We start from the raw sequence: 12,329 nt of genomic DNA on the forward strand, positions 1-12,329 counted from the left end.
ACAGCTTTCGAGGAGGGAAATATTATAATGAACAAAGGACGCGTTGTAAGCATTATGGGTCCGGTTGTCGATATTGAATTTGAACGCGGCCAGCTGCCCGAGATTTTCAACGCTATCAAGATTGTAACCAGTCTGGCAAACGGCCGCACGATTGATTTGACCCTGGAGGTTTCCAATCACCTGGGTGACAATCTGGTACGTTGTATCGCCATGTCTTCTACAGACGGTCTGGTTCGGGGCTTGGAAGCACTTGATCAGGGAGGACCGATTTCGGTTCCGGTTGGAGCAGCTACACTTGGACGGGTATTTAACGTACTGGGGAATCCAATTGATAACGGCGCTGAAGTGGTTGCAGACAGAAATCCGATTCACCGTCTGGCTCCGACATTTGATGAACTGTCTACACAGGCTGAAATTCTGGAAACCGGGATCAAGGTTATAGACCTTCTGGCTCCTTACGCAAAAGGTGGTAAAATCGGCCTCTTCGGCGGTGCCGGCGTAGGTAAAACCGTAACCATTCAGGAACTGATCAACAACATTGCCCAAGAGCACGGCGGGATTTCCGTATTCGCAGGCGTTGGTGAACGTACCCGTGAAGGTAATGACCTTTATCATGAAATGACCGATTCCGGCGTTATTAAGAAAACAGCAATGGTATTCGGACAAATGAATGAGCCGCCGGGCGCACGTCTTCGTGTAGCTCTGACCGGACTGACCATGGCGGAGTATTTCCGTGATGTGGAAGGCCGCGATACGCTGCTCTTTATCGATAACATATTCCGCTTTACTCAAGCGGGTTCCGAAGTATCCGCATTGCTTGGACGTATGCCTTCTGCCGTAGGTTACCAGCCTACTCTGGCAACAGAAATGGGTCAGCTGCAAGAGCGTATCACTTCAACCAAAAAAGGTTCGGTTACTTCCATTCAGGCGATCTACGTGCCTGCGGATGACTACACTGACCCTGCACCGGCAACGGCGTTTGCCCACTTGGATGCAACTACCAACCTGGAGCGTAAGATTTCCGAAAAGGGTATTTTCCCGGCTGTAGACCCGCTGGCATCCAGTTCGCGCATGCTGGCTCCGGAGATTGTTGGTGAAGAGCATTATGACGTAGCACAGGGCGTTAAGCAGCTGCTGCAGCGTTACACCGAGCTTCAGGATATCATTGCTATCCTGGGTATGGATGAGCTCAGTGAAGAAGATAAAATCATTGTATCCCGTGCCCGTAAGGTTGAGCGGTTCCTGTCGCAGCCATTCCACGTAGCTGAACAATTCACCGGTTTCAAAGGCAAATACGTGCCGATCAAAGAAACTGTACGCAGCTTTAAGGAAATTCTGGAAGGCAAGCATGATGATCTTCCGGAAGCAGCGTTCCTGTTCGTCGGAACAATCGAAGAAGCAGTGGAAAAAGCGAAAACGATGTAACCCTGAACTATGGCTTTCGATGCGAGCTTTATTTCGTAAAGCTCTGAGGAGGAATGAAAGTGAATACCTTTCTGTTGGAAATTGTCACACCGGAGCATCTTGTCTACTCCAAGCAGGTTAGCAGCTTGACGGTAAAGGGTGCCGATGGTGATCTGGGTATTTTACCGGGACACATTCCGCTTGTAACTCCACTTCAGGTTGCTCCAATGTTCGTCAAAGCGGATGGTGCTACAATCACTATCGCTGTTCATGGCGGTTTCGTGGAAGTGCATAAAGACAAGGTGACCGTTCTGGCCGAAAGTGCCGAACTGCCTACGGAAATCGATGTTGAACGCGCCGAAGCGGCGAAGGAACGCGCCCAGCGCCGACTTCAGACCCGCAGCAAACAGGATGATATTGATCACCGCCGTGCGGAGCTGGCGCTTCAACGCGCCGTTACACGGATCAAAGTGTCCACCGGAAAAGGACAACAATAATAATTACGGTCAAGCCTGCGGCTTGGCCGTTTTTTTTGAGGGTATACTAAAGTATCGTTTAGGCTATGCCCACTTCCTTTGCTGAATTGCCCTGCCTGATTGCTGGAAAGTATGACTATTTTCTGCAAGTAAAGTGAACATCTCGTAAACATCGCAGCTTACATTGCTTGAAAAGTTTAAAAGTTTGTAAAAGTACTGGATTCTTTTCCCCTGCGCAAGTATGATATAAGAGTCGATTTCCGAGTAACCTAATAAACAGGGGGCTAACATGGATACAGGGCTATATGATGAGTTGTCAAGCTCAATCGGCAGCAGCGGTTTGGTTTCAATGGTTGTTTCTTTGTTTTGTGTTGCAATATCTTGGTGGGCACTTCAGAACCTTAAGCTCGATTTGGTCATAAGATATCCCAAGAGCCCTCAGGCAAGGCTGTTGCATTTATTGCTGGCTATTGTACTGGGTCACTTCGTGGCTGGGTTCCTTCTGGATTATCTCGGCTGGAGCGGGCAGATCCGCAACATGTTTTAAGAATAAGCGCTTTGGTTATATCACTCTTAGGCCAAAGCAGTGAAAAAAGTGTCGAATAATACGGTTTTATTATGTCAACACTGATGTTTAAGGAGCGTGTCCGCACCTCGGGCGCAAGTCAAACCATGGTAATGCAAGTATTCTAACTAATCCTTAATTTAAGAAATAATGGACGCGGAGGGAAACCGAAATGAGCAAATTTATCGTCCGCGGTGGCAACAGATTGACCGGGAGCGTGAAAGTAAGCGGCGCAAAAAATTCCGTACTACCGATCATAGCCGCCTCTCTATTGGCAGAAGAAGGAGTCAGCGTCATTGTGGACGCACCTCCGCTAGACGATGTAATGACAATCAGCAAAGTACTGGAATCTCTGGGTGCGGGTGTTACATACCAGAACGATATTATCGAAGTGGATGCCAGAAATCTTACGTCCTGTGAAGCACCATATGAATGGGTGCGAAAAATGCGGGCTTCTTTTTTGGTAATGGGCCCTCTTTTGTCCCGACTGGGTCATACACGTATTTCCTTGCCAGGCGGCTGCGCCATCGGTACAAGACCGATTGACCAGCACTTGAAGGGGTTTGAAGCGCTTGGCGCTGAGATTAGTCTGGGCCAGGGTTACATTGAAGCGAAAATAAACGGACGGCTGCGCGGGGCCAAGGTATATTTGGATGTGGCCAGCGTAGGAGCGACCGAAAACATAATGATGGCCGCGGCACTCGCCGAAGGCGTAACTGTAATAGAGAATGCGGCAAAAGAGCCGGAAATCGTGGATTTGGCCAACTATCTGAATGGGATGGGCGGTATTGTACGCGGTGCGGGAACCGGAGTGATTCGCATCGAAGGCGTTGAGCGCATGCATGGCGTCAAGCACCATGTCATTCCTGACCGGATTGAAGCAGGCACCTATATGGCTGCTGCTGCGATTACAGGTGGAGATGTATACGTGGAGGGCGCAATTGCAGATCACCTCGGTCCTGTGATTGCCAAGATGGAAGAAATGGGCGTGACGATTATCCCTGACGAGAATGGGGTTCGGGTGATCAGCGACAAGCCGCTCAAGGCTGTGGATCTGAAGACATTGCCCTATCCGGGTTTCCCAACCGACATGCAATCACAGATGATGGCTTTGCTGCTTCGTTCCGAAGGCACGAGTGTTGTGACGGAGACAGTATTTGAGAACCGGTTTATGCATGTGGATGAGTTCCACAATATGAATGCTGAGATTAAGATCGAAGGACGTTCCGCGATTGTAACCGGTAATGCAGCATTGGTTGGAGCCAAAGTAACAGCTACAGATCTACGTGCAGGCGCTGCACTGATTCTGGCAGGACTGGTTGCAGAAGGCACGACGGAAGTTGGCGGAACCCATCATATTGATCGTGGATATGTGCATTTGGCCGAGAAGCTGTCGGGCCTTGGTGCGGACATATGGCGGATTTCCATGGAAGAGTCTGAAGTGGCTGCTGCAGCTGCGAAGGAAGAAGTCGTCAAACCGGAATCGGCACAAGGCGAATCCTTCAAAAGCGAAGAGGTTAAGCCCCGCTTTCAGGTTCAGCCAACCTGGGTATAATAAACATTCATAACTTTCCAAGGTCACCTCTATCGGAGGTGGCCTTTTTTCTTTGTTCTAATGCTTGCTACAATAGAGTCCCTCCATCTAAAGAACGTCTCTCTTTCTCTCAGAATAGCGTTCTAGCAGTTGCACGTGATTCATATCTATAAGAATCAACAGTGACTGACGGAAGGAGACATAGAGATGAAAGATTACCGCTACCTGCTGCGGCGTAAAATGAAACCGCCGCGCCGCTTCGCGCGCGCGCGGCGCCCGGGGCCCCCGCTCAGGCGGCTGGCCCCCGCCGCCTGGCTCGCAGCGCCCCTGCTGGCGGCGCTGCTGCTGCCGCTAGCCGTTGTCCCGCTGCGCGGGGGACAACATGCGCCTCCGGCCGTGCCGCAGGCCACGGCCTCTCCGGCGGCGCCGGGTACGGCAGCGGAGGCAGCCCCGCAGCCGAAGGTCGCCGTCTATTTGTCGCATAGCAGACAAATAGAGACGTTGCCGCTGGAGGACTACGTCAGCGGCGTGGTTGCGGCCGAGATGCCGGCCGACTTTGAGCTGGAAGCGCTCAAAGCGCAAGCCGTCGCGGCGCGCACCTTCATTGTCCGCCGCCTGCTGGCCGGCGACCACAGCGGCGTGCCCGTTCCGGGTGCGGATGTAACGGATACGGTAAGCCACCAGGCTTACGTATCGAAGGCCGCACTGGAACGGGAGTGGATGCGCGGCGGCAAGAGCGCCGGGCTGGCCAAGATCCGCCGCGCGGTCCTGGAGACGCGCGGCGTAGTGATGACCTATCAAGGACAGCCGATCACGGCTTCCTTCTTCGCCTCCAGCGGAGGCTATACCGAAAACTCCGAAGATTACTGGAATACGGCAGTACCTTACCTGCGCAGTGTGGCCAGCCCATGGGATCAGGAAATAACGCCGAATCTGGCGGTGACATATACATTCACATCTTCCCAGCTGTTGCAGAAGCTGGGGATTGCAGACAAGGACATCCCGGCTTCCGGCAATCTGGCTGCTTCTTCTCTTGTAAAACCTGTATCCTCCGCTTCTAGCCTGCCTGTGGAAGTACTGTCCATGACAGCAGGACATAGGGTTAAGGAAATCTCCATTGCAGGCACCGTGTTCTCTGGACGGGAGGTGCGCGAGAAGCTTGGGCTGCGCTCCAGCCAGTTCACCTGGAAGCGGCAGGGCGGCAAAATAGTGATTACAACCTATGGAAACGGACATGGTGTCGGCATGAGCCAATGGGGGGCGAACGGCATGGCCAAGGAGGGAAGCACGGCTACGCAAATTCTCAAACACTATTATAGCGGCGTCTCTTTTAACCAAGTCTCAACTCTCCTGAAAAAATAACTTGCAAGATACGTATAAAAGCGAAGCGCCCGGTAACACTGGTTACTGAGGTGATAAACATATGAATGAACAAGACAAAAACAAAACAAACCATGATGAATCTCTCAAAAATAAGCAGGGAGATTCAGGCGTCAAGCCTTCTTCATGGAACAGGCTGTTGTCCAAACGGTGGGTATTTCCGGCAGTCTACACGGCGGCAGCGGCAATTATACTAACCTTGGTGTGGGTCTATCAGGACGCAGGCCAGAAGCCGCTGAAACCAGACAACGCCGCCGTCGTTTCACAGGAATCCGCTGGTACAGGTGCTGAAGCAGGTACAGCAAAAGATGATCCTGCCGCACTTGAAGTCGTTGCTTCAGCAGAAAGCATGGCTTGGCCGGTAGCCAGTCCTGCAGATGTGGAAGTGGTTAAACCGTTCTATGATGAGAATGGGACCGAGGAGAATCATGTGGCGGCCATGGTGCAGTATAATGACACCTTTGTGCCTAACGCAGGAATCGACATTGCCCGTGAGGACAATCAGGCTTTCGACGTCAAAGCTGCACTCAGCGGTGAAGTCACCCGTGTGGAAGATGTGGCGGTATTCGGCAAAGTGGTTGAGGTCACAAGCGCAGGCGATTTGAAGACGGTCTACCAGAGCCTTGGTGATACCAAGGTGAAGCAGGGTGATGAAGTGAAACAGGGCGACACGCTGGCAACAGCTGGCCGCAGTGAGATCGAGAAGAATCTTGGCAATCATGTGCACTTTGAAGTGTATGAGAACGGCAAGCCAGTCAATCCTTCCGATTTACTGCCGCAACGCTAAGCATGAGAATTCCGCAGGAGGCCACAGGGCCTCCTGTTTTTTTGCCTGAGAAGCTCCTTTTCCATCCACATTCCTGTAAGGTAAGGTCATATTTAGGTTGTCCAGGAAATAAAATGAGCCTTCGGAAGCTTGTCACGTCCTGAAAGCGCGAATATATAGGCCCGCCCCTCATATAATGTACCAAACTATCCACAGTTGGGAGGCGGGAGCGTGCACGATTACATCAAGGAACGTACGATCAAAATCGGACGCTGCATCGTGGAAACCAGGCACACGGTCCGGACCATAGCCAAAGAATTTGGCGTTTCAAAGAGCACGGTGCATAAAGATTTAACGGAGCGTTTGCCGGAGATCAACCCTGATCTGGCCGATCAGGTGAAGCACATTCTCGAATATCACAAATCGATTCGCCATCTTCGGGGGGGAGAAGCCACAAAAATTAAATATAAAAAAACAACGGGGAAAAAGCGCGAGGTTGCCGTAGCCTCAAAGCCATAAGATTTTCGGAAATTTAAGTGATAATTCAGTTTTATTACATTGTATCCTTCCCCTAAAGTATGGTATTTTTAAATTTGGGACTAACTTACTATATTCTCATTTAAAATAACACTTTGGGGGCTCTTTCATTATGCTTAGCAAGGATATCGGAATCGATCTCGGCACGGCCAATGTGCTCATACATGTCAAGGGAAGGGGAGTCGTTCTGGATGAACCCTCCGTGGTCACGCTCGAAAGTGATACGAAGAGAGTCCTTGCAGTAGGCGAACAGGCGCGGCGCATGGTAGGCCGCACACCGGGAAATATTATTACGATCCGTCCACTTCGGGATGGTGTTATTGCGGATTTTGCGATTACGGAAATGATGCTGAAGTATTTCATTGACCGCGTAGGTGGCCGCTCGTGGTATGCAAGGCCCCGTATTCTGATCTGTGCCCCCACTAATATTACCTCCGTTGAACAGAAATCAATCCGGGAAGCGGCGGAACGCAGCGGGGCAAAAGAAGTTTTCCTGGAAGAAGAACCCAAAGCCGCAGCCATCGGAGCGGGTATGGATATTTATCAGCCTAGTGGAAATATGGTCGTCGACATTGGCGGCGGAACGACGGATGTAGCCGTGTTGTCCATGGGCGACGTTGTTACCGCCTCCTCGATCAAAGTTGCAGGGGACAAGTTCGACGAGGCCATTTTAAGATATATTAAACAGAAGTACAAGCTGCTGATCGGCGAGCGTACGGCAGAGGATATTAAGCTATCCATCGGCTCCGTCCGTCCGGGCGGCATGAAATCCGAAATGGATATTCGCGGACGCGATATGGTAAGCGGACTTCCCCAGACGCTGACCATTACTTCTGGTGAGGTAAAGGAAGCGTTGTGGGATCCGGTTTCTTCCATCGTGGCTGCAGCCAAATCGGTATTGGAGCGGACACCGCCCGAACTGTCAGCAGACATTATAGACCGTGGAGTAGTATTAACCGGGGGCGGCGCCTTGCTTAACGGATTGGACGAGCTGCTTTCGGAGGAGCTGCATGTTCCAGTCTGGGTAGCGGAGGATCCTATGCATTGTGTGGTTAAGGGAACCGGGATTATGCTTGATCAATTGGACAAGAATGTTAAGAAAAAATTCTAGTCTGCCGATAATAGTAGTTAACAGCACAATCAGGAAGGGGACTTACCCTCATGCTTAGAGGATTATATACGGCCGCTGCCGGAATGGTTACACAGCAGCGCAGACATGATACGGCAACGCAGAACATTGCTAATTTGAACACAACAGGGTACAAGCAGGTAGATAGTGTCAGCCATGCTTTTCCCGAGGTGCTCATTTCTGCAATGAGCGGCGGCATCGTCAAACCCGTTGGTAAATTGAATACAGGTGTATTTGCCGAACAGTCGGTTTCCCAATATTTGCAGGGAGATCTCATTGAAAGCGGCAAGCCGGCCGATTTTGCATTATCCACGGATCTGCAGGTGGCAGACCCGGCTACTGGCGGAAATATTAATTTTGACGGCTCGGGCAAGTATATAACTCCGGAAGGTGAGGTTATTTACCGGCCGCAGGCGTTTTTTACGGTACAGGACAATAATGGTAATAACTTATATACACGCAACGGTAGCTTCACAGTTGATTCAACAGGACAAGTGCTTAGCGCGGGCGGTTTTAAAGTGCTCGACAGTAACGGCAACCCGTTAGTCTTGACAGGTCCTCAGGACAATCTTAAAGTAGACGGACAGGGCAATCTGCTAAATCCTGCAACGGGGCTTCCTTCTGGAACCAAGATGGGTATCAGTGTAGTTACAAGACCGCAGGAACTCGTTCGGGATGGTAACGGTGTTTTCCATGCGGAGGATGTTGCAAATGCAGAGATCCGCTTCGCCAACGGTACGGATAATCTTCAGGTGCGTCAGGGATATCTGGAGAATTCCAACGTTGATGCGACTCAGGTAACGGTGGATTTGAATGCGGCTTACCGGGCGTATGAAGCGAATCAGAAGGTAATTCAGTATTATGACAGCAGCTTGCAAAAGGCTGTAAATGAAGTCGGCAGAGTCTAGGACAGGAGGAGTAGCTAATGAATAACTCAACAATTGGTGCATCTGTCTCTTTGTCCAGTCTCCAGCAGCGTTTGGATATTATTGCTAATAACATCGCCAATATGAATACTGATGGCTATAAGAGCAAAGAAGGTTCTTTTGAGGATGTGTTGACCCGGGTTCAGCAGCAGTCCAAGGATTATGACCAGCCTGGACGCAGCACACCGCTTGGCTTTAACATTGGCTTTGGGGTCCGTGTGCCCACGGTCACAAGCAACTGGGAGGAAGGCACGCTTAGAGAAACTGGGAATCCGACAGATCTGGCCATTCAAGGTAACGGGTTGTTTGGAGTTCAGGTGAACGGTGCTACTGCCTATACCCGCCAAGGGGACTTTCACTTTGTGCCCGACAGTGCGAATAAGGATAAAATGATGCTGGTGGACAACACGGGTAATCCTGTTCTGAATACAGAGGGCAAACCATTGACTGTACCGGTGAATGTAAGTGCGGCTATTGATGAGAGCGGACGGGTGCTGACTAAGACGGATGAGAATGCGCCTGCCCAGGTAGCCGGTACTATAATGATTGTAGAGCCTCTCAGCAAGAGTGCTCTTCAAGCTGTAGACGGAAATTTCTATGTGCTCGCTGACGGAGTTACCACACAGCAGGCTTTTAAAGCGGCTGGAGTACCTTCGACAATAGGTGTACGGTCCGGATATCTGGAACAATCCAACGTGGATCTGAATAAAGAAATGACAGAAATGATGCAAATTCAGCGCACTTATCAGCTTGCCGCAAGAGCACTATCATCTAGTGATCAGATGCAAGGTCTGGCTAATAACATGCGCGGGTAGGTGAAGGAATGGCTCGTCAGAACAATGGTAAGCCGGAATCAACCGAAGAAGAACTGCAGCAGCCAGTAAGACGCCGGGGGATTTCCAAATGGACAATTGTTCAATGGTTTCTTATTCCCGTGCTGCTGGTAGCAGCACTGTCCGGTGGTATGGTGGTTGGCTACGTGGTTCTCGGCAAAAAAGATTTCAGTGATGTGCTTCAATGGAGTACCTGGAAGCATGTCTATGATTTGGTATTTGCGCCATGAATTAACGTTAATATTCAAACTCCCTTGTTGTACAGGGGAGTTTTCTTTTTTATACTGGAAAATGTATAATGATGGAGGCCGCTGAGACAAAAAGGGCCATCTCCGCCATTATGGTGGAGAAAGCCCCTTATCTCAACCTCCACTGCTGCAGGTGGTGAAGGATAATATAATTTTCCCCGTAACTGTTCATATTTATGCAGTATGGTGAAGAATTTTAACGAAATGCTGCAGCAGCAGGGCAGTATAGAAGATGTGGCTTATATCCGAAAGGAGCTTTGTATCCATGCTGAATATCAATGAAATTCAAGAAATAATCCCCCACCGGCCCCCATTTCTGCTGGTGGACAAAATTACCGAAATAGAGATGGGCAAGCGGGCAGTTGGTATCAAGAATGTTACGGTGAATGAGCCCTTTTTTGCAGGACATTTTCCAGGATATCCGGTCATGCCTGGTGTACTAATCACGGAAGCACTCGCTCAGGTAGGCGCTGTAGCGATTCTTGGCGTGGAAGCCAACAAGGGGAAAATTGGTTTTCTGGCAGGCTTGGACGGGTTCCGTTTCCGTGGTCAGGTTGTGCCGGGTGACACGCTTGAGCTGGAAGTAGAGATTACGCGACTTAAGGGCAGTATAGGGAAAGGCCAAGCTACAGCGAAGGTTGCAGGCAAAGTAGTTGCTTCCGGGGAAATAATGTTCGCACTCAGCTAATACCTGTTATAAAATCATATATCATAGATGGAGAAGGAGAGATTTTGATATGACCCAGTTAAGCCCGAAGGCCGCAGAGACCCTGTCACGCTGGCTGCAGGACCCATCCGTTGACGAGAATACCAAAGCAGAGCTTCATGCATTGGAGAATGAGCCGCAGGAACTGGAAGAACGCTTTTACAGAGATCTGGAATTCGGTACAGGCGGTTTGCGCGGGGTTATCGGAGCTGGCAGCAACCGGATTAACCGGTATACTGTAGGCAGAGCGACTCAAGGCTTCGCGAATTATATCCTTGAACAGCACAATGGAGCAGGCAGACCTTCTGTAGTAATTGCGCATGACTCCCGCCGTTTCTCGCCGGAGTTCACGCTTGAAGCTGCATTGGTATTGGCTGGAAACGGTATTGAGGCTCATTTGTTCCCTTCCTTGCGCTCTACCCCGCAGCTGTCTTTCACCGTGCGTCATCTGAAGGCTACTGGAGGCATAGTAATTACGGCAAGTCACAATCCTCCGGAGTATAATGGTTACAAAGTATATAATGCCGAAGGTGGACAGCTTGTTCCGCATGAGGCTGAAAAAGTCATTTCCTACATTATGGAGGTAGACTCTTTTAATGGCGTAAAGCGCATGTCGCAGGAAGAAGCAGAGGCCGGAGGGCTGTTGCACTGGCTGGGCGAGCAAGAAGATGAAGCATTCACCGATACAGTAGCGTCTGTGAGTGTAGCTCGTGATGAGATTTCATCGGGGCTGGGACGTGAATTCAAAATTGTCTACACCCCGCTTCATGGGACAGGCAATCTGCCAGTCCGCAGTGTCCTGAAGAAAATCGGCTTCACAGAAGTGCATGTGGTGCCTGAGCAGGAACAGCCGGATTCGGAATTTTCTACGGTGAAATCCCCTAATCCTGAAGAACGGGAAGCTTTCACCCTAGCGATACAGTTAGGCGAGAAGCTGGGCGCTGATCTGCTGATTGGTACGGATCCGGACGCAGACCGTATGGGTGCAGTAGTGCGCGACAACGAAGGCAATTTCATCGTTCTCTCTGGCAACCAGTCTGGAGCGCTCATGATTCATTACTATTTGAGCCGTCTGCAGGAGCAGGGCAAGCTGCCTAGCAATGGTGCAGTTGTTAAAACGGTTGTAACGAGTGAAATGGGTGCAGCTGTTGCAGAGCATTTCGGTGCTACTGTATTCAATACGCTTACCGGGTTCAAATATATCGGTGAAAAAATGACTCAATTTGAACAGTCCGGCGAATACACCTATCTGTTCGGTTATGAAGAGAGTTATGGTTACCTTGCCGGCAATTATGCCCGTGACAAGGATGCCGTGCTTGCCTCGATGCTCATTGCTGAAGCAGGCGCTTATTACAAAGCCCAAGGCAAGACACTGTATGATGTCCTTCAGGAGCTGTACGAGCAATTCGGGTATTTCCTGGAAAGCCTGGAATCACGTACATTGAAGGGCAAGGACGGTGTGGCGCAGATTCAAGGTATTATGAATGACTGGCGCAGCAATCCGCCTCAGGAAATTGCTGGTGCGGCAGTAAGCGAGGTATTGGATTATTCTCTGGGACTTAACGGCCTCCCTAAGGAAAATGTCCTGAAATATCTGCTGTCTGACGGTTCCTGGTTTTGCTTGCGGCCATCGGGTACCGAGCCGAAGATTAAAGTGTACTTTGCAGTTCGCGGTGAATCTCTGCAGAACGCCAAAGACAAGGTTGCTACGCTCACAGAACAGGTTATGTCCCGTGTAGACGGGAAATAAATAATAGAAGAACAGGATTCAAGCGAAACGGATACCGCTCCTCTTAGGACGCGCATCCGTTTCTGCTTGAAATTA

Annotated in this window: 13 protein-coding genes; all 13 read left to right on the forward strand. The window is 50.3% G+C overall.

Annotated elements, in window-relative coordinates; genetic code table 11:
- The first annotated feature begins 27 nt into the window (after positions 1–27).
- The 13 genes from atpD to ACAN54_RS16360 all read left to right on the forward strand — a co-directional run bounded on the left by atpD (position 28) and on the right by ACAN54_RS16360 (position 12,254).
- Positions 28–1,425: a F0F1 ATP synthase subunit beta gene (gene atpD / locus ACAN54_RS16300; protein WP_379157143.1), complete on the forward strand. Its 1,398-nt coding sequence runs from the start codon at positions 28–30 to the stop codon at positions 1,423–1,425.
- A gap of 59 nt (positions 1,426–1,484) precedes the next feature.
- Positions 1,485–1,901, forward strand: coding sequence for a F0F1 ATP synthase subunit epsilon (locus ACAN54_RS16305; protein WP_379157146.1), 417 nt, complete (start codon positions 1,485–1,487; stop codon positions 1,899–1,901).
- A gap of 268 nt (positions 1,902–2,169) precedes the next feature.
- Entirely contained in the window at positions 2,170–2,427 is a 258-nt protein-coding gene (locus tag ACAN54_RS16310; RefSeq protein WP_379157149.1) for a DUF1146 family protein, read from the forward strand.
- Positions 2,428–2,617: 190 nt separating this feature from the next.
- Positions 2,618–4,000: a UDP-N-acetylglucosamine 1-carboxyvinyltransferase gene (gene murA, locus ACAN54_RS16315; RefSeq protein WP_379157152.1), complete on the forward strand. Its 1,383-nt coding sequence runs from the start codon at positions 2,618–2,620 to the stop codon at positions 3,998–4,000.
- A gap of 375 nt (positions 4,001–4,375) precedes the next feature.
- Positions 4,376–5,341 carry a stage II sporulation protein D gene (spoIID, locus tag ACAN54_RS16320; RefSeq protein WP_379157156.1) on the forward strand — a complete coding sequence of 322 codons (966 nt, stop codon included), beginning with the start codon at positions 4,376–4,378 and terminating at the stop codon, positions 5,339–5,341.
- Positions 5,342–5,402: 61 nt separating this feature from the next.
- The gene (locus tag ACAN54_RS16325) at positions 5,403–6,146 is read left to right on the forward strand and encodes a peptidoglycan DD-metalloendopeptidase family protein (RefSeq protein WP_379157159.1); all 744 of its coding nucleotides are present in this window, start codon (positions 5,403–5,405) and stop codon (positions 6,144–6,146) included.
- A gap of 210 nt (positions 6,147–6,356) precedes the next feature.
- Positions 6,357–6,644 carry a sporulation transcriptional regulator SpoIIID gene (gene spoIIID / locus ACAN54_RS16330; RefSeq protein WP_019915029.1) on the forward strand — a complete coding sequence of 96 codons (288 nt, stop codon included), beginning with the start codon at positions 6,357–6,359 and terminating at the stop codon, positions 6,642–6,644.
- A 130-nt stretch (positions 6,645–6,774) separates the two neighbouring features.
- Positions 6,775–7,773, forward strand: a complete 999-nt coding sequence (locus ACAN54_RS16335; protein WP_379157162.1) for a rod shape-determining protein — start codon at positions 6,775–6,777, stop codon at positions 7,771–7,773.
- A gap of 50 nt (positions 7,774–7,823) precedes the next feature.
- Positions 7,824–8,699 (forward strand): flagellar hook-basal body protein, encoded by an 876-nt coding sequence (locus ACAN54_RS16340; protein WP_379157165.1) that lies wholly within the window; start codon positions 7,824–7,826, stop codon positions 8,697–8,699.
- A 17-nt stretch (positions 8,700–8,716) separates the two neighbouring features.
- Positions 8,717–9,532, forward strand: a complete 816-nt coding sequence (locus ACAN54_RS16345) for a flagellar hook-basal body protein (RefSeq protein WP_379157168.1) — start codon at positions 8,717–8,719, stop codon at positions 9,530–9,532.
- 8 nt (positions 9,533–9,540) lie between these two features.
- Positions 9,541–9,780, forward strand: coding sequence for a DNA-directed RNA polymerase subunit beta (locus tag ACAN54_RS16350; protein WP_379157171.1), 240 nt, complete (start codon positions 9,541–9,543; stop codon positions 9,778–9,780).
- A gap of 283 nt (positions 9,781–10,063) precedes the next feature.
- Positions 10,064–10,486, forward strand: a complete 423-nt coding sequence (fabZ, locus tag ACAN54_RS16355) for a 3-hydroxyacyl-ACP dehydratase FabZ (protein WP_379157174.1) — start codon at positions 10,064–10,066, stop codon at positions 10,484–10,486.
- 49 nt (positions 10,487–10,535) lie between these two features.
- Entirely contained in the window at positions 10,536–12,254 is a 1,719-nt protein-coding gene (locus tag ACAN54_RS16360) for a phospho-sugar mutase (protein ID WP_379157177.1), read from the forward strand.
- Positions 12,255–12,329: the final 75 nt, after the last annotated feature.

Source organism: Paenibacillus diazotrophicus (assembly GCF_042610465.1).

What these genes read in the sequence shown, in the direction of transcription:
- ACAN54_RS16360 (WP_379157177.1), top strand. Translation starts at nt 10,536, where the DNA reads ATGACCCAGTTAAGCCCGAAGGCCGCAGAGACCCTGTCACGCTGGCTG.
- atpD (WP_379157143.1), top strand. Translation starts at nt 28, where the DNA reads ATGAACAAAGGACGCGTTGTAAGCATTATGGGTCCGGTTGTCGATATT.
- ACAN54_RS16340 (WP_379157165.1), top strand. Translation starts at nt 7,824, where the DNA reads ATGCTTAGAGGATTATATACGGCCGCTGCCGGAATGGTTACACAGCAG.
- ACAN54_RS16310 (WP_379157149.1), top strand. Translation starts at nt 2,170, where the DNA reads ATGGATACAGGGCTATATGATGAGTTGTCAAGCTCAATCGGCAGCAGC.
- ACAN54_RS16350 (WP_379157171.1), top strand. Translation starts at nt 9,541, where the DNA reads ATGGCTCGTCAGAACAATGGTAAGCCGGAATCAACCGAAGAAGAACTG.
- ACAN54_RS16325 (WP_379157159.1), top strand. Translation starts at nt 5,403, where the DNA reads ATGAATGAACAAGACAAAAACAAAACAAACCATGATGAATCTCTCAAA.
- fabZ (WP_379157174.1), top strand. Translation starts at nt 10,064, where the DNA reads ATGCTGAATATCAATGAAATTCAAGAAATAATCCCCCACCGGCCCCCA.
- murA (WP_379157152.1), top strand. Translation starts at nt 2,618, where the DNA reads ATGAGCAAATTTATCGTCCGCGGTGGCAACAGATTGACCGGGAGCGTG.
- ACAN54_RS16345 (WP_379157168.1), top strand. Translation starts at nt 8,717, where the DNA reads ATGAATAACTCAACAATTGGTGCATCTGTCTCTTTGTCCAGTCTCCAG.
- ACAN54_RS16335 (WP_379157162.1), top strand. Translation starts at nt 6,775, where the DNA reads ATGCTTAGCAAGGATATCGGAATCGATCTCGGCACGGCCAATGTGCTC.